This is a genomic window from Mesorhizobium sp. M0991 (assembly GCF_040318915.1).
Taxonomy (GTDB): domain Bacteria; phylum Pseudomonadota; class Alphaproteobacteria; order Rhizobiales; family Rhizobiaceae; genus Mesorhizobium.
Window position 1 is genome coordinate 221,104 of the sequence record NZ_JAMYNE010000002.1, and the last position, 15,415, is coordinate 236,518.

The window sequence follows — 15,415 nt, forward strand, 5'->3', positions numbered from 1 at the left end:
GGCAGATATTCGCGCTGCATGGGCCGGAATTTTTCCGCAGTGCTTTGACTGGGCATTATCGCAGGGGGACCTGCCTGCGACCTACCATTCGATTGCTGGCCGAGCGATCATCACCCAGAAAATCCCGAGTACCGCAGCGAAGGCGGGGAAGCCGAAGGCGAACCACAGCCAGAAGAGCCGATGATAGCGCGGCGGCAACGGCGCGCCTGCAGCGGCGGCTTGAGATGCCAGCTTGCGCATCTCCATTTGCATCCAGACGACCGGGAGCCAGAACATTCCGGTGAAGATATAGAGCGCGATCGAAAGTACGATCCAGCCCTCCGACAGCGAGTAGCCTGCCTGCCAGGCGAGCGCGGCTCCCGTCAAAGGGTGCGCGACCACGGCCGTCGCTGTGAAAAGGAAGTCGGCGACGACGACGATACGCGCCACCGCCGCAACCGCCGCGGCATTGCCGGTCCTGTGGGCGAGCAGCATGAAGAAAGCGATACCGGCGCCGGTGCCAAGCAGCACGGATGCGCCGATGACATGCAGAAATTTCAGCAGGAAATAGAGCATCAACGCTCCTCCAGCACCGCCAAGGCCACAAAGTGCAGCACCAGGATCGGTAACACCTTGAGGAACGGCCCAAGCGGGTCGTTCCACAGCTCTGGGCGCAGGAAACTTCCGACGGCCAGGTAGAAGAGCGAGAGCGCGATGCCGCCATAGAGGCCTTTTCGCGTCGCCGGCCGCCAGGCTATGAGCGCGCCGACGGCGATGTCGGCAAGAGCGCCGGCGAGCACGGTCGGCGCCGACAAGATGCCGGCCCCCGTGCTTTGCATCAGATCGACGCCGCCGACGTAGCCGGTGGTCAGCGACACGATCCCCGTCACGATCCAGAAGACGGGCAGGACCACGAATATCGCCGGCTTGATGAAGTACAGCCGGGCAAACCATTTTTCCTGCACCGTTGCCGGATTGAGCGCGAGGAAGCCCGCCAGGGTTTGCGGGCGTATGCCGGTCGCGGCGGTCCAGTCCGAGGGATCTCCAACCGCTCCTCGGGCGATCTCCCTGGCCGCGTTGGTGCGCATCGGTGGGCGCCAGCCGAACATCGCGGCAAGGTCGCCGAAGCGGTAGAGAAGCCTTGCAACAGCCACTGGCAAGACAAACCTGGCTGCCGGAGCCCAGCCGAGCCATCGGCGATAGCTGCCGACGACCTCGTCCATGCTCAGCTGTTCGGGACCGACAAGTTCCAACACGATGCGAGACGGACTGTCGGGATCGAGAAGGAAGACGACTGTTGAGACCACATCGTCGAGTAGTACCACCTGGAGCCGGCCGGTGCCGGGCATGGACGGCAGCACCGGCAGCGAAGCGAGACCCCGAAACAATGCGCTGGCTCCGAAGACCGGCCGGCCGAGCACCACGGACGGGCGCAGGACCACCCAATCCAGATCAAGCGCCATAAGCGCTTGATCGCCGGCCAGTTTCGTCGCCGAGAACGTCGAAGGCTGCGCCCGATCGACGCCTATCGCCGAGAAGTGGATCACCCGGGCAACCCCTGCCCGCGCACAGGCGAGGAAGAGTGCTGCCGCCGCATCGCGATGGACTTCGCGCGTCTTTTCGCGAGGGCTGTCCTGCAGGACGCCCGCGCAATTCACGACGGCGTCGATACCCCTGAGATGCGGCAACCAGTCTTCTGGCTGCAGCGCCACCGCCATGTCCAGCACCAGCAACTGATAGTTGCCGGCCCGGTTTGCGCCGGGGCTGCGGACCAATCCGATCACCTCATGCCCATCGGAAAGAAGACGTGCGACGACGGAGGCACCGATCAGGCCGGTGGCGCCGGTAACCAGGACTTTCACTGGACCCCATTCTCCGACGGCGGGAAAGTATCGTTCATTCCGGTTTATCGCCCTCGATACGCCCCTTCATACCGGAAAGTTCTTTCTTCGTGCATAACAGTCGCGGCTGCGCCGGGTCGGAGATGTCGAGCTTGTCCCAGGGAATGCGGTACATGCTGTCGCGACTGCGCAGTCGAAAGGCGTCGAGGACCGCAATGCCGATGGCCGAGGCGGACAGACGCTCGAAGGCCGCGTGGATGCCGACATGGTACTCGGTAACTACCAGGTCGTCGCCATCCGGTTCGGCGCGTATCTCCTCGATACGGCCGATGCTTTTGCCGCGCTGCGAAAGCACAGTCCTGCCAGCCAATTGCTCAAGATTGACGGTGGCCATCATCCAGCTCCCGGAATACGCCCAATGACATGATCGCGCAGCCAGTCCTGCCAGTCGAAAACCGCCGTTTCGCGGACGTCGATATCGAACTCGATGTCGACGCCGATGTCGCGCACCTTGTTCCAGGCAATGCGGTGCGGCTCGGCATGGCGCTTGCCGCCGAGCCTTGCCGCAAGCAGGGCCATCCAGCGCCCGGGTCGCTCGCCAAGCCGACGCGCCAGCGTGATCGAGCCGAGCTCGACCGCAACGATTTTAGGCGGCTTGCCTGGCCTGAGCTCGGCCACCAGCCCGTCCACCTTGCCGATCTTGACCTGCTCGCGGTCGACCACTTGCTTGTCCAGGATGTCGCGCAGCAACTCCATCACGTGCCTCCGAATATCTGCAAAGGAATGGTCACGATCGCGAGCACGAAACCGAGCGCGATGATGAAGATGACCGCGGCATTCGCTATCATGCCATTGCGGTGCTCGCCGACATAACGCTCGTCATTCAGCAGGAAGAGGAACGGCACCACGGTCAGCGGCAGGCTGGCGGCCGTCAGCGCCATGGAAAAGATGGTGAGCTTCAGCGGATCGAGGCCCAGTGCGATCGGAATGGCGGCGAGAACCAACAAGATCGTATAGACGGTGCTGAAACCCGGGTCGTCGCGCGGTTTCAGGTTCTCGCCCCAGGTCCAGCCGAAACCCTGCGCCACAAGGTAGGCTTGCTGCAGGCCGATTTCGAGCGCGGCACCGAAGCAGGCAATGCCCAGTGAAGCAACGAACAGGACAAATCCCCAGAAACCGAAGATCGGAATCAGCATCAGCGGCAGTTGGTGGTAGTCATCGACCTGCTCTATGCCGTGCGCGGCCAGCACGAGCGCCGCCACAATCAGCACACCGATAGCGATTGTGCCGCCAAAACTCATGCCCAGGCCGGCAGTGGCTCGATTGGCTCCGAGATAGCTCTTGTCCCACTTGTCCTCGATCGCTCCCGACGAATAGAACATGAACAGATAGGGCGAGATCGACGCACCAAGAATGCTGACCGCCATGAACCAGTAGTTGGCCGCGTCGTGATCCGGCAGTGTGGGCAGGGCCCCGGCCGCGACCTGCCCCCAATCGGGCTTCAGCATGACTGCGCCAACCACGAAGCACAGCGTGACCAGCCCGAGGATCGCGACGCCTTTTTCGATGAATCCGAACGTGCCTTTCCAAAGGAACAGCCATGCCAGAAACGCGACCGGCAGCGCCCACCACTGAAAGCCGATGCCGGTGGCGAGCTCGAGCGCAATGGCAACACCGCCGATTTCGGCTGCCATGACCAGGAAGTTGACCAGCAAGGTCGCAAGCAACGGCCACAGAAAGGCGTTGAAGCCAAACCGTTCCCGAATCCCGTCGGCGATGGTGTGATGGCTAACGGCGGCGAACCGGCCGGCCATCTCGACCAGGAAGATGATGCAGATCGTGCCCAGGACGACGGCCCATATCAGCTGGAACCTGAACGCCGCGCCGGCCTGAGCGGCTGTCGCCATTGATCCGACCTCGAGAAAGCCGCCAACGCTGGTGACGACGCCCAGCGATATTTCGAGCAGCTTCTTCATGATTTCGGCGTGAAATATTTCGCGTAGGACGTTCTCAGATCGGCGGCGGCGGCCCGCAGATCCTGCTGCGCGTGTTCCACTTCCGAGCGGTTGCCGTTCTGCACGGCCGTCGCCGCGCGCATTACCACTGCCGAAAGCCGTCCAACCGCCATCGTCAGACCGGCTTGCTCGCTGGGCTCAGGCGACTTGGCGGACTGGATTTGCGCACCGGCATCGGCGAGCGCCTTGCCGACGGATTGCAAAGTGCGCGACGTGTATTTCGACGGGGCTCCCCCAGCGATCCAGCTCTCCAGGACCAGCGAAGCAGTCTGTGTGGCGGAAGCGGCGGTTTTCGACTGCTGCTCAACCTGGCCGGAAGGCGAGCATGCCGTCAGTACAAATATTATCGGCAGCAAGCACGGGCGGTCCGGTCGAAGACCGACGGCTGTAACGGCATTTACAATACGTGCTTGTAGCGTTGCTGCCACACGATTGTTCTCCCCGCACCAAGCGACTTCGGCGTGAAGTTTGATCTAGAGCGCCCGGTGATCACGTCAACTGAACCGCAATGAACGGCGCTGGCAGCGCGGAACAAACCAGCGATCGCCGGATTAGGGGATGAGGAGGCAAAGGCCATGGACAGGGAAGAGCGTATCAGGCAGCGAGCCCATGAGATCTGGGAGCGCGAAGGCCGTCCGCAAGGACGCGAGCGCGAGCATTGGGATCAGGCCGTGCAGGAGATCGAAGCTGAGGGTTCCGAGGCCGAGCGCGGTCCGGTCGTGCCCGATCCAACGGTCGGGGCCGGCTCCGATCCGGAGGCACGCGGCAGCAAGCGGCGGCGAGGGACGTGAGGCCGATGCCTCGCCTCGTCGCCTGGATCGCGGTCGTACTGGTCGTGCTGTTCGCCGCCTGGCTGATGATCGGGCGCGACAGAACCGGCGGCGGAGGTCAGCCCACGCCGCACGCCATTGATCAAAATGGATAGGAGCCGACATGACGGGAGCCGATACTCATCCTGAACAAGACCCGGCGGAAGGATCGCGATCGATAGTGGAAAAGCAGCTCCGCAAGGAGCAAGGCGGCGAGGGTCGAGATCGCAAAGCCGAGCCAGCTTCCGACAAATCCGGCAGCAAGACCAAGACGCCTTCGGAAGCGCGCAAGAAAGGCTCAGGCTTGGATTGAGCCGGCCGACGGTGGGCTCACACTGCCGTTTGCCTCGAAATAATAGGGGTAGCGCTCCTGGACGATTTCGAGCACCTCGAAGATGCGGCGAAGATGCGTTCGCATTGCTTCTTCCGCCGCAAGCGCGTCGGCCTGCTCGAGCGCATCGACAATCCGCCGATGCTGGCCGAGGACCACCGACATGGTGTCGAGGCGCGGGAAAGACAGGAAGCGGAAGCGGTCCATGGGCAGCTTCGCCGCGCTGATGTCGGCCCAGATTCCGGGGAACCCTGCATGGCTGGCGATGTGCTGGTGGAACAGCTCGTCCGACTTGAAGAAGCGCCTGTCGTCCGCGATGGAGGCGAACGTCTCCTGGACCGCCAGTTCGCCTTTGAGCACGGCAAGCAGGTCGGCACGGCGCGGGCTCTCGGCCGCGCGCTTGATCAGGCCGACTTCGAGCGATTCGCGCAGGAACTGCGATTTCTCGAGATCGGCAATACGGAGCGGCGCCACCATGCTGCCGCGCTGCGGATAGATGTCGATCAGGCCAAGACCGGCCAACCGGGCGAGCGCCTCCCTGACCGGCGTGCGGCTCACGCCAAGGGCTTCCGACATCGCCTTTTCAGAAATCAGCTCGTGCGGCTTCAGGCGGAAGGTCAGGATCTGGTCGAGCAGAACCTCGAACGTCCTCGCCGCGACCGATGCGCCGGGGCCGGTTTCGCCCAACCGCCCCTCGGTGATGGTCCGCATTCCCAAAAGCGCTGCCATCGGCAATCCCCTTAAAGGCTCTGCAGTTTCAAGCCGTTCATGAAATGCCTGCGCAAGCAGCAGCGCCGGCGTTACTCCTTGCGCGGAGAACCGCCGATGCGCGCCAGCAGCCCGCCATCGACGCGCACGACCTCGCCGGTGACGAAGGAGGCATCGTCGGACAGCAGGAAGGCAACGACTGCGGCAATCTCTTGCGGCCGGGCGGTACGGCCGAGCGGATGCATGTTGTCGAGGATGCGCAGGATCTCGTCGGGCTTATCGTTGAGCTTGACCGCATCCCGCAGCATCGGTGTGTCGACCGCGCCCGGAGCGACGGCATTGACGCGCACGCCGAGCGGCGCATAGTCGACGGCCATCGATTTGACCAGGCCGATCAGGCCATGCTTGGCCGTGCTGTAGGCCAGAACCCCTTCCTGGCTGGCCAGGCCTTGCACCGAGCTCATATGGACGATGGCGCCGCGGCTTTGGCGCAACAGCGGCATCGCTGCGCGCGACAGCAGGTAGGCGGCTTTGAGGTTGACGTTCATCACCTCGTCCCAAAGCGCCTCGTCCGTGGTCTCCACCGTTCCGTAACGCTGGATGCCGGCATTGTGGGAAAGCATGTCGAGCCCGCCGAACGTGGAACGGGCAAGCTCGACGGCGCGGCCGCAGGCTTCAGTGTCGGCGGTCGAGCCAAGCACGGTGTGCACGGTCACGCCGCGCGCCGAAAGCCGTGCCGCGACCTCGTCCAGCTGATCGCCCGCCCAGTCGAACAGGATCAGGTCGACGCCTTGCTCGGCCAGCCTTTCGGCGACAGCACGGCCGATGCCCATGGCTGCCCCGGTGACCAGTGCGCGTTTTTTGAACTCAGCCATTTATCCTCCCACGAACAGTTGCGCAGCGATTGCCATGGTAGTCGATCAGCGACGCATGGCGTACCCTTTTCCGCCGAGCCGGCCCAAGCGTGTTCGGCATCATGTCGATCATTGCATGAAAGCCAGTGTTTCGGCGCGCGTCGGTGCGCCAAGACGTCCGCCAAAGCGTAGGCATTTCAGGGCGGCGGCAGCGCTGGCCACTGCTATGGCCCGCTCTTCGTCCCAACCTTCGGCCAGACCGAGGGCGAAGGTGCCGTGAAACACGTCGCCTGCCGCCAGGGTGTCGACGGCTTCGACCCGCGGCGACGGTAGATGACGGACATCATTGCTGCCCGAGTAGCGGAACGCGGTGCCGTTCGCCCCATCGGTGACGGCCACGAAGGCGCCGGTCCGTTCGCCGATAATGGCGACGGCGGAACCGGCGGATATCTCCGGACCGCAAAGGATGCGTGCCGCCGGCAGCGATGCAACGACGTGCGAGGCGAGCGGCAGCAGCCGGTCGAGCACCGGTCGCGACGCGACATCGGCGTCAAGGACCGCCGGAATGCCGCATTCTCGGGCCTTCGCCAGCGCCAGGGCGGCGGCTCCGGGCCAGCGGACATCAACCAGCACGGCGTCGAAGCGGGAAAAATCCGCGGGCGGAAGACGGTCCGGATCGGATTGCGTGACGGCATCGTAGAACGGCACAATCATACGCTCGCCGGCGGCATCGACCAGGATCGTGGCAATGGCCGAGCGGCCACCTTCAACCCTGCGCACGAGCGAACAGTCGACCCGCTCCGCCTCCATCTGGCCGATGACATCGCGGCCGACGGCATCGTCGCCGACGCTTGCCCATAGCCAGACCTGCCCGCCCTGGCGGCTGGCTGACGCGGCGGCGCTTGCCGCCATGCCGGCCGCGATCTGCACGGCCTCGCTTGGCAGGAACTTGCCGGCGCCGGAGGGCAGGACATCAAGGCGCAAGATCGTGTCGTAGGTGAGCGCGCCGACGCAGAGCAGGCGGGGCGCCGTCATTGCAGCCGGTAGCCGCGCTGATGGGCAATCGCCGTCATCACGCCTCTCAGTTCGGCAAGGCCGCGAAGACGGCCGATCACCGGGTAGCCGGGATGGGTGTGCCGCGTGGCATCATCGATCAGCTCGTGGCCATGATCCGGACGAAACGGCAACAGCGCCGCCTGTTCGCCGGCGTCGCGGCGGCGTTGCTGCTCGTCGAGCAAGATCGAGACCACCGACACCATGTCGACATCGCCGCTCAGATGCTCGGATTCCATGAACGAGCCGTCCGGGTCCTTGCTGACGTTGCGCAGATGCACGAAGTTGATCTTGTGCGCAAAACGTCTGGCGATGGCGGGCACGTCATTGGCCGGGTTGGCGCCCAGCGACCCCGTGCACAAGGTAAGGCCGCTATGGGCCGATGGCACGGCGTCCAGGATAAAGGCGATGTCGTCGGCGTTCTTGACGATCCGGCACAGGCCGACGAGATCGCGCGGCGGATCGTCCGGGTGGATCGCCAGCGTGACGCCCGCCTCTTCGGCCGCCGGCAACACGTTTTCGAGAAAACTGACGAGGTTCTCGCGCAGCCGGTCGTGCGACAGGCTCGACTGCTCGGCAACCACTTCGCGCAATTCCGCTATGTCGTAGCGCTTGAAGGCGCCCGGCAGGCCGGCCATGATGTTGGCGAGCAGACGCTCTTTTGACGTATCCGGCGTCGTCTCGAACCATTCGCTCGCCCGCTGGAGAACATCGGACGCATAGTCGCGCTCAGATCCCTTGCGCTGCAGTATGTAGCAATCGAACGCGGCAAGCTCGTGCATGTTCATGCGGAGCGCCCGTCCGCCGCCCGGCAGCGGCGCAGCCAGGTCGGTGCGGGTCCAGTCGAGGATCAGCATGAAGTTGTAGCAGACCGTGCGCACACCGCAGGCGCCGAGATTGCGTAAAGTCTGCCTGAAATTGTCGTAGAGCCGATCGAGATCGCCGCGGCCGAGCTTGATGTCCTCGTGCACGGGGACGCTCTCGACGACGCTCCATTTGAGGCCCATCGCCGGATCCGCCTCGATCAGCGCCTGGCGCTGCCTGATGGCGTCGATCGGCCAGACTTCGCCGTAAGGGATGTCGTGCAGTGCCGTCACTATCCCGGTCGCGCCGGCCTGCCTAGCATGGGCAAGCGTAGCCGCGTCGCTCGGGCCAAACCATCGCCACGTCTGCTCCATTCGACCCCAGCTACGGAATTCCTTATGAGACCGCAAATGTATTGAATACTACCATGGCAGTCAATCGGCTGCAGTTCGGGCCTGTGTGTCAGCCTTCGGACGGCCATTCTTTGAAAGATTACAACGATACGTGGCGTTCAGATCGAATGGCTACGCAAGATCCGCGTCTCGGCTGGCCCAAATCGCGCCGCGTTCGAACATCGTGCCCATTTGCGGCACGGTGAACTCGTCGGCGGTGTGGCCGAGCGCGCTGTAAAAGACGCAGCCGTTGCCGTAGCGGCGCTTCCAGACAACCGGCATGACGACGCCAGCGATGAAATCGAGATGCTCGCCGGTGAAAGTAGTCGTCGCCAGCACCTCGTTGGTCGGATCGACATGCATGTAATACTGCTCTGAACGGTAGGCGAAGCCGTCGATGCCTTGCATGATCGGATCGTCTGGCCTGGTGATGTCGACGTGATAGTCGATGATGTTGCCGGGATGGGCGACCCACTGGCCGCCCGTCATGAACTGATATTCCGGTTCGTTGCGGAAGCTGTCGCACATGGTGCCGTGAAAACCCGCAAGGCCGGTGCCGGCCCTGACGGCGCTGGTCAGGTTTTGCAGCTCCGACTTTTCGATCGTCGACATGGTGATCACCGGGACAATGAGATCGAGCTTGCCCAGCTGCGGATCGGCAAGTGCCGAAGTCCCCTGCTCCAGCTGCACGTCGAAGCCGTTGCCGGCCAGCATCTCCTTGACGATTTCGGCGCTTCGGGCCGGGGTGTGACCTTCCCAGCCGCCCCAGAAAATCAGTGCCGTCTTGCTCATCGCATTATTCCCTATTCCAGAATTCCGAAAGGCAGGTCGGCGCGCATCGGCGCCGGCCGGGCGCAGCCATATCTCAGGTCGATACGCTGCCCTATCTCTGCTGAAGAGATGATCGATTCCATGATTTCCAGGACATGGAGGGAAAGATCGAGACTAGCACGGTGCTGTCTGCCGGAGACGATCGCCTGCGCCATGTCGGCAAGGCCGAGGCCCCGGTAATTGCCGTCGCCATAGGAATGGATCTGATCGGCCACGGTCCAGTCGCCCTTGCGCTGGCTGGTCCTGATGTCGCCCTGGAACTGATTGGGATCGGAGACGATCATCGAGCCGGTGGTTCCGTAAAGTTCGATGTGATTGTGTTCATGCTTCCAGACGTCGAAGCTGGTGGTGATCGAGACCGCGGCGCCATTCTCGAATGTGAGCAGGCCGGAAATATGGGTCGGCACCTCGACCTGGATCGTTTCGCCCTGGCGCGGTCCAGAACCGATGGTGCGGGTGGGATAGGATGACTTTGCCTGCCCGATCACCGATTTTGCCGGACCCAGAAGGTTAACCAGGCAGGTCAGATAGTACGGTCCCATGTCGAGCATCGGCCCACCGCCGGGCTGATAGTAGAAATCCGGATTGGGATGCCAGAGCTCGTGGCCGGGCACCTGCATGAAGGCAGTGCCGGCGACAATGGTCCCAACCGTATCCTCATCGACCAGCCGCCGCGCCGTCTGGTGGGAGCCGCCAAGAAAGGTGTCGGGTGCGCAGCCGACACGCACGCCCTGTTCGCGTGCGGCCGCAACGAGCCGCTCGGCGTCGTTGAGCGTCGTTGCCAGCGGCTTCTCCGAATAGACGTGCTTGCCTTGCCCGACAGCCTGCAGGCCGACCGGCACATGATGCTGCGGCGTCGTCAGATTGACCACGATCTCGACGCGCGGATCGGCCAACAGCGCGTCGACCGGCATGGCAGCCAGGCCGTAGGCCGCTGCCTTGGCCTCGGCCGCCGTCCGATTGATGTCGGCGACGCCGACAATGTCGAGCACCGGAAATTGTGGCGACGCCTTCAGATAGGCATCCGAAATGTTGCCGCAGCCGATAATGCCGACACCGATCCTCCGCATGGGCTTCTCCTCAAAAGGCGGCATTGATGAAACAGCAGAACTCGTTTGTCACCCCCCTTTCGGCCAGACGACGTTGTCCCGTGACAAGGATATACCTCGAGGGCCTCAGAACCGCCGCCCGATCACAATCGCGCGTCTATGCGCGAGCCGCTTGCTTTCGAGGCCGAACGGCCGGTACTCAGCAACACTGCTTCATGTAGCTTGCTCGACACTCTTGTTGCCGGGCGTTGAGCACTGCACAGATTTTCACCGGTAGAAGGACGCACATGATCCGCCCGCAAGGAACCATCGCACCGATCCTGACGCCGTTCGAGAACGACGGCCGCATTGCCCGCGACCTCTGGATATCACACGCCAAGTGGGTGCTGGATCAGGGAGCGCATTTCCTGTCGCCGTTCGGTACCACGGGCGAGGCGTTGTCCGTCTCGTTGCGCGAGCGCATGCAAGCGCTGGAGTGGCTGGTCGAGGCTGGCATTTCGCCGGGCAGTCTGATGCCCGGCACTGGCGTCACAGCACTTGCCGAAACCGTCGAGCTGACCGCGCATGCGGTCGGTCTCGGCTGTGCCGGGGTGATGGTGCTGCCGTCGTTCTTCTATACGGCCGCCGGCGACAACGGTCAGGCCCGCTACTACAGCGAGCTGATCGGACGGGTGGCGAACCCGGCGATGAGGATGATCCTCTACCATATCCCGCAGAATTCCGGCGTACCGGTGAGCCCGGCGCTGACCGCCCGATTGAGCGAAGCGTTTCCCGATGTCGTGGTGGCTTACAAGGACAGCGCCGGCGATTGGAACAACACCGCCGAGGTCATTGCCGCGGCACCAAGGGTCGCGGTCTTCCCGAGCTCGGAAGCACAGCTGACCAAAGGCCTCGCCCACGGTGCTGCCGGCTGCATCTCGGCGACAGTCAATCTGAATGCCGCAGCGATCCGGGCCCTCTACGACGCAGCGCTGGCGGGAGAGGACACTACCGACGCGGATGCCGCCATCAAGGCGTTCCGCAAAATCATCCAGGACGCCGGCCTCATCTCCGCGATGAAGGCAGTGCTGGCGGTACGGTCTGGCGACAGTCGCTGGCTGAACCTGCGCGCGCCGCATGAGAACGCGACGCAAGCCACCGGCGAAGTTTTGCTCGCCGCTCTCGGCCCGCTAGCCGACCATATCGGCCGGAGCTGACTATCGGGCCGTGTTCAGGGCGGCAGCAGCGCGTATCAGCGCCTTGAACGCATTCTCATCTATGTCCTCGCCCTCACGGATATCGATGGCGCGCCTGGTGTTGCCTTCAAGGCTGGAGTTGAACAGGCCTGAAGGATCCGGCAGGGAGGCGCCCTTTGCGAAGGTCACCTTCACGACGTTCTTGTAGGTCTCGCCGGTGCAGATTATTCCGGCGTGCGACCACACCGGAACACCTCGCCACTTCCACTCCTCGACCACTTCCGGGTCAGCCTGCTTGACGAGAGCGCGGACATGGGAAAGCGTCTTGCCTCGCCAATCGCCCAGCTCACTGATCCTCGCATCGATCAGCTGAGAGGGAGAGCTCTCTGCATTTCCTTCCATAGAGCCACTCTTCATCATCATTGTCGCTTTCCCTGCGGTTGTTGCCGCTCGCCCGTCAGATGAATACCGCTAGTCGGCACCGGGTTTGCGGGAATGACTGGCATTCCACTCACATTCGCTCGCCAGGCAACTGGCTGGCTTGCTTTACCCAGTCGGTGAGTTGAGCTTCGTCGAGCTGGTCGTCCTCGCGGATGTCGAGGTAGCGCACGTCCTTGTGCTTGGACTCGCCTGGAGGGACAGGCTGCAGCGACGTGCCGCGGAAGAAGGCCAGCTTGATGTACTTTGTGAAGCAATGGAAGTTGAGGAACCAGCCTTGACCCTCTACGCCATAGAAGGGCGAGTTCCATTTGACGGCCTTGCGCAGGTTGGGAACGTTGTGCTCGATGAGTGCGTCGAGGCGGCGCCCGACGTCGCGTTTCCAGCCCGGCATGGCCGCGATGTAGGCCTGCACAGGAGCGTCACCATCACCCTTCGGGATCTGCGGGTTGCCGCCTGCGAGGAGGACCGGCTTTGCGGCTGCAGGCTTCGCGGCTGGCTTCTTCACGACCGCCGATTACTCGATAGACGTCTTATTGGCCATGCATTCACTCCAGTGCGCCGGTGCCCCCCGCGCTGCGCCACTTGGGCGCGTAAGGCAGCACGAACATGTACAGACCGGTAAGCAGGAGCAAGCCTAGCGGAAGCAGCGGCAAGAGGTATACCCAGTAGGCGGGTTCCTTGCCTGCTCCCAAGCTGATGAAGATAGCGGCGACGACCGCCGCAAAGATAATCGACAGCCAGCGGTGGATCTGCCGAACCCATTTGTTCCAATCCATTGAGACCTCCTCTGAAGACGAACGAGCGGATCGGGCGGCCCGTTTGGCGGCTCTCGCCGGGCAGCCACGCCACTGAACGCGTGCTTTACCAGCGCGCCAGCTGGGTGATTTGAACGAGATTGCCGCAGTTGTCGTTCAGCTGGGCGATGGTCGAGCCGGTTACTTCGGTCGGCGGCATGGTGAACTCGGCGCCGCGCGCTTTGATGCGCTCGTAGTCGCCCTTGATGTCGTCGGTGAAGAACATGACCGCGGGCTGGCCCTGCTGGAAAATGGCTTTCTGATAGGTCTTTGCGGCCGGGTTGTCATTGAGCGCGAGTTGCAGCTCGGCACCGTCCGGCCCGTCGGCTGATGCGACGGTCAGCCAGCGAAACGGCCCATTGCTGAAATCGGCCTTCTTCGTAAAGCCGAGCGTTTCGGTGTAGAAACCCAGAGCCTTTTCCTGGTCGTCCACGTATACTTTGGTCAACTTGATCTTCATTGGCTTGCCTCCATTATCGCCCCGCCATCTGCCGCTCTGTAACAGAGCCCTTGCTTGAATAGCGCCCGCGGATCTCAGTCCGTCCGCGCCAGAACCTGCTCCAGATCGTCAAAGAACCTCGGCCAGCCGACTTTGGCACCCCGGAAGTAAGGCTGCTGATCCGGCCGGAAGCCCGACTGTTCCATGCGCAAGCGGGCTCCGGTGCTCGTGGGGGTCAGGGTCCAGGAGACGACACTCTTGAGATCCTTGGTATCCCACGTGTAAGTCAGCGTTCTGTTCGGCTCGACCGTCTGGACCTGACATTCGACAGAGCCCCAGGCTGCGTGAAGATTGAAACGGTGGTCCGCGACAGGTTTGAAGTCGTTTTTCATGAGCCACTCTTCGATCAGATGTGGTTGGGTGAGTGCGCGCCAGATCTTCTCGGGCGGATAAGCGATTTCCCGTTCGACAATGACGGAGAGCGTTTCGGTCGCCATTTCGTTCACTGGTCCATCCTTTTGAGCAGGTCTTCGAGGTCGTCGAACCGGCTCTGCCAGAACCCGGTCATCTGGCTTGTCCAGTCGATCAGGGGGGCAAGCGCAGCAAGCTGCGCGCTATAATGGGTCTGCCGTCCTGCATGGCGGTCGCGCACGAGCCCGGCTTGCCTCAAAACGCCGAGATGTTTTGACACGGCCGGTTGCGAGATCCCGGCCTGAGCCGTCAGAGCCCCGACCGTCTGCTCTCCTTCACGACACAGTCGCTCAAAAATAGCGCGCCGAGTCGGATCGGCAAGCGTTCTGAAGAGCACATCGTGAGCGTTTGGCATTGGGATCGATAACCCTTCGGCTATTGATCGATGTATAACCATCGGGATATGTATGAGTCAAGCGGGAAGCGGCATAATTCTCGTTGCAGGAGCGATCACCTGCTTCGCTCACGCAGCCAGTTGCTCATTCGCCGTGCTCTGCACTGGAATTGTCACGCGTTATGCGCTACATGACCATCTACATGGTCAGGAGCTGAGATGGACGCGGTCAATTTGGCGGACGCCAAGGCACATCTGAGTGAGCTCGTCGACCGGGTCGAGGCTGGAGACTCGATCGACATAACCCGGCGTGGCAAGCCGGTCGCCAGGCTCACGGCCGTGGCCCGCCCTCGCAAACGGATCGACGCCGGCCTGCTCCAATCCCTGACCGCAACCATGCCTCTGCAGGCCCAGGTTGCCGCCGATCTGGTGCGATCGATGCGAGATGGCGATCGCTATTGATGTTCTATCTCGATACTTCGCTGATCGTCGCGGCGCTATCCAACGAAGCCATCACCGCGCGCGTTCAGGGCTGGCTGGCGGAGCAGGACCCAGCGCAACTTGTGATCAGCGACTGGACCATCACCGAGATATCCTCCGCCATGGCGACCAAGCTTCGGACCGGACAGATCGACCTGGAGCAGCGCGCTGCAGCGCTCGCGATGTTCAATAAGCTGGTCGCTGAGAGCTTCACCATGCTGCCGGTGACGGGCGGGCATTTTCGGGTCGCCGCGAAATTCGCCGATCAACATATGCTCGGGCTTCGTGCTGGCGACGCCCTGCACCTCGCGGCGGCATCGGAGCATGGCGCCACGGTGTGGACCCTCGACCAGCGGCTCGCCGAGGCAGGACCGATTATCGGCGTGCCGACGCAGTTGCTGGCATGATCGAGGCCCTCTCCTCCAAAATGAATATACCCAAGCCGCGAAAACCGATTGGCTCGATTCACGCTGGCTGCGATACACTTTTGTCAGAGGACATGCAGCACGCAATGGCGCTCGACGAAGGCTTGCGCATCGTTAATCCCTTTCGCGTTGCGAGCTGATCGCGCTCATTGAAGGGAGCTGGCCGTGAGCGAACTGGCGGCTTTCGATG

24 protein-coding genes are annotated in these 15,415 nt (G+C 62.8%); 6 read left to right on the forward strand and 18 right to left on the reverse strand.

Annotated features, from left to right (window positions below):
- Nucleotides 1–81 precede the first annotated feature (81 nt).
- From NKH70_RS04905 to NKH70_RS04930, 6 genes are read right to left on the reverse strand one after another with little or no spacing between them, the layout of a single operon-like run.
- Complete coding sequence (locus NKH70_RS04905) at nt 82–555, reverse strand: DUF2269 family protein (RefSeq protein ID WP_353024869.1); 474 nt, start codon at nt 553–555, stop codon at nt 82–84.
- The gene (locus NKH70_RS04910) at nt 555–1,841 is read right to left on the reverse strand and encodes an SDR family oxidoreductase (protein ID WP_352715253.1); all 1,287 of its coding nucleotides are present in this window, start codon (nt 1,839–1,841) and stop codon (nt 555–557) included. Before NKH70_RS04910 ends, NKH70_RS04905 begins: the two co-directional genes overlap by 1 nt.
- A 34-nt stretch (nt 1,842–1,875) precedes the next feature.
- Nucleotides 1,876–2,217 (reverse strand): hypothetical protein, encoded by a 342-nt coding sequence (locus NKH70_RS04915; protein WP_353024870.1) that lies wholly within the window; start codon nt 2,215–2,217, stop codon nt 1,876–1,878.
- On the reverse strand, nt 2,214–2,576 hold the full coding sequence (locus NKH70_RS04920) for a hypothetical protein (RefSeq protein ID WP_352715257.1): 363 nt from the start codon (nt 2,574–2,576) through the stop codon (nt 2,214–2,216). The genes NKH70_RS04915 and NKH70_RS04920 overlap by 4 nt, the downstream gene beginning before the upstream one ends.
- Complete coding sequence (locus NKH70_RS04925) at nt 2,576–3,796, reverse strand: NRAMP family divalent metal transporter (RefSeq protein WP_352715260.1); 1,221 nt, start codon at nt 3,794–3,796, stop codon at nt 2,576–2,578. Before NKH70_RS04925 ends, NKH70_RS04920 begins: the two co-directional genes overlap by 1 nt.
- Nucleotides 3,793–4,191 (reverse strand): hypothetical protein, encoded by a 399-nt coding sequence (locus NKH70_RS04930; protein WP_352715263.1) that lies wholly within the window; start codon nt 4,189–4,191, stop codon nt 3,793–3,795. The genes NKH70_RS04925 and NKH70_RS04930 overlap by 4 nt, the downstream gene beginning before the upstream one ends.
- Nucleotides 4,192–4,410: 219 nt before the next feature.
- Here NKH70_RS04930 and NKH70_RS04935 point away from each other — a divergent pair, with 219 nt between their 5' ends.
- Nucleotides 4,411–4,626, forward strand: a complete 216-nt coding sequence (locus NKH70_RS04935) for a DUF2934 domain-containing protein (RefSeq protein WP_352715265.1) — start codon at nt 4,411–4,413, stop codon at nt 4,624–4,626.
- Nucleotides 4,627–4,631: 5 nt separating this feature from the next.
- A complete protein-coding gene (locus NKH70_RS04940; protein ID WP_352715267.1) occupies nt 4,632–4,760 on the forward strand; it encodes a hypothetical protein in 129 nt (42 codons plus the stop codon).
- A gap of 182 nt (nt 4,761–4,942) precedes the next feature.
- Here NKH70_RS04940 and NKH70_RS04945 read toward each other — a convergent pair whose 3' ends face one another.
- The 6 genes from NKH70_RS04945 to NKH70_RS04970 all read right to left on the reverse strand — a co-directional run bounded on the left by NKH70_RS04945 (nt 4,943) and on the right by NKH70_RS04970 (nt 10,687).
- The gene (locus tag NKH70_RS04945; protein ID WP_353024871.1) at nt 4,943–5,704 is read right to left on the reverse strand and encodes a GntR family transcriptional regulator; all 762 of its coding nucleotides are present in this window, start codon (nt 5,702–5,704) and stop codon (nt 4,943–4,945) included.
- A 71-nt stretch (nt 5,705–5,775) separates the two neighbouring features.
- The gene (locus tag NKH70_RS04950; protein ID WP_352912882.1) at nt 5,776–6,558 is read right to left on the reverse strand and encodes an SDR family NAD(P)-dependent oxidoreductase; all 783 of its coding nucleotides are present in this window, start codon (nt 6,556–6,558) and stop codon (nt 5,776–5,778) included.
- 108 nt (nt 6,559–6,666) lie between these two features.
- Nucleotides 6,667–7,572, reverse strand: coding sequence for a PfkB family carbohydrate kinase (locus NKH70_RS04955; protein WP_352912883.1), 906 nt, complete (start codon nt 7,570–7,572; stop codon nt 6,667–6,669).
- Nucleotides 7,569–8,768, reverse strand: a complete 1,200-nt coding sequence (gene uxuA, locus NKH70_RS04960) for a mannonate dehydratase (protein WP_352912884.1) — start codon at nt 8,766–8,768, stop codon at nt 7,569–7,571. Before uxuA ends, NKH70_RS04955 begins: the two co-directional genes overlap by 4 nt.
- A gap of 150 nt (nt 8,769–8,918) precedes the next feature.
- Entirely contained in the window at nt 8,919–9,578 is a 660-nt protein-coding gene (locus NKH70_RS04965) for a ThuA domain-containing protein (protein WP_353024874.1), read from the reverse strand.
- 11 nt (nt 9,579–9,589) lie between these two features.
- Complete coding sequence (locus tag NKH70_RS04970) at nt 9,590–10,687, reverse strand: Gfo/Idh/MocA family protein (protein WP_352715284.1); 1,098 nt, start codon at nt 10,685–10,687, stop codon at nt 9,590–9,592.
- Between the two features lie 266 nt (nt 10,688–10,953).
- Between NKH70_RS04970 and NKH70_RS04975 the strand changes: the two genes are divergently transcribed.
- Nucleotides 10,954–11,862 (forward strand): dihydrodipicolinate synthase family protein, encoded by a 909-nt coding sequence (locus NKH70_RS04975; protein ID WP_352715285.1) that lies wholly within the window; start codon nt 10,954–10,956, stop codon nt 11,860–11,862.
- Here the strand turns inward: NKH70_RS04975 and NKH70_RS04980 are convergent, their stop codons facing one another.
- The 6 genes from NKH70_RS04980 to NKH70_RS05005 all read right to left on the reverse strand — a co-directional run bounded on the left by NKH70_RS04980 (nt 11,863) and on the right by NKH70_RS05005 (nt 14,341).
- A complete protein-coding gene (locus tag NKH70_RS04980) occupies nt 11,863–12,261 on the reverse strand; it encodes a DUF1801 domain-containing protein (protein WP_292654454.1) in 399 nt (132 codons plus the stop codon).
- Between the two features lie 91 nt (nt 12,262–12,352).
- Nucleotides 12,353–12,787: a DUF1801 domain-containing protein gene (locus tag NKH70_RS04985; protein WP_353024876.1), complete on the reverse strand. Its 435-nt coding sequence runs from the start codon at nt 12,785–12,787 to the stop codon at nt 12,353–12,355.
- A gap of 40 nt (nt 12,788–12,827) precedes the next feature.
- Nucleotides 12,828–13,058, reverse strand: coding sequence for a hypothetical protein (locus tag NKH70_RS04990; RefSeq protein ID WP_292654431.1), 231 nt, complete (start codon nt 13,056–13,058; stop codon nt 12,828–12,830).
- Nucleotides 13,059–13,143: 85 nt separating this feature from the next.
- On the reverse strand, nt 13,144–13,536 hold the full coding sequence (locus tag NKH70_RS04995) for a VOC family protein (protein WP_352715291.1): 393 nt from the start codon (nt 13,534–13,536) through the stop codon (nt 13,144–13,146).
- A gap of 74 nt (nt 13,537–13,610) precedes the next feature.
- Complete coding sequence (locus NKH70_RS05000; RefSeq protein ID WP_352912885.1) at nt 13,611–14,021, reverse strand: SRPBCC family protein; 411 nt, start codon at nt 14,019–14,021, stop codon at nt 13,611–13,613.
- Nucleotides 14,018–14,341, reverse strand: coding sequence for an ArsR/SmtB family transcription factor (locus tag NKH70_RS05005; protein ID WP_023716560.1), 324 nt, complete (start codon nt 14,339–14,341; stop codon nt 14,018–14,020). The genes NKH70_RS05000 and NKH70_RS05005 overlap by 4 nt, the downstream gene beginning before the upstream one ends.
- A gap of 198 nt (nt 14,342–14,539) precedes the next feature.
- On the opposite strand from NKH70_RS05005, the gene NKH70_RS05010 reads away from it, so the two are divergent.
- Genes NKH70_RS05010 through NKH70_RS05020 form a run of 3 tightly spaced genes read left to right on the forward strand, consistent with a single transcriptional unit; the run spans nt 14,540 to nt 15,365 of the window.
- Nucleotides 14,540–14,782 carry a type II toxin-antitoxin system Phd/YefM family antitoxin gene (locus NKH70_RS05010; RefSeq protein ID WP_352715296.1) on the forward strand — a complete coding sequence of 81 codons (243 nt, stop codon included), beginning with the start codon at nt 14,540–14,542 and terminating at the stop codon, nt 14,780–14,782.
- On the forward strand, nt 14,782–15,207 hold the full coding sequence (locus NKH70_RS05015; RefSeq protein WP_352715834.1) for a type II toxin-antitoxin system VapC family toxin: 426 nt from the start codon (nt 14,782–14,784) through the stop codon (nt 15,205–15,207). The genes NKH70_RS05010 and NKH70_RS05015 overlap by 1 nt, the downstream gene beginning before the upstream one ends.
- Nucleotides 15,204–15,365, forward strand: a complete 162-nt coding sequence (locus NKH70_RS05020; protein ID WP_352715298.1) for a hypothetical protein — start codon at nt 15,204–15,206, stop codon at nt 15,363–15,365. Before NKH70_RS05015 ends, NKH70_RS05020 begins: the two co-directional genes overlap by 4 nt.
- Nucleotides 15,366–15,415: the final 50 nt, after the last annotated feature.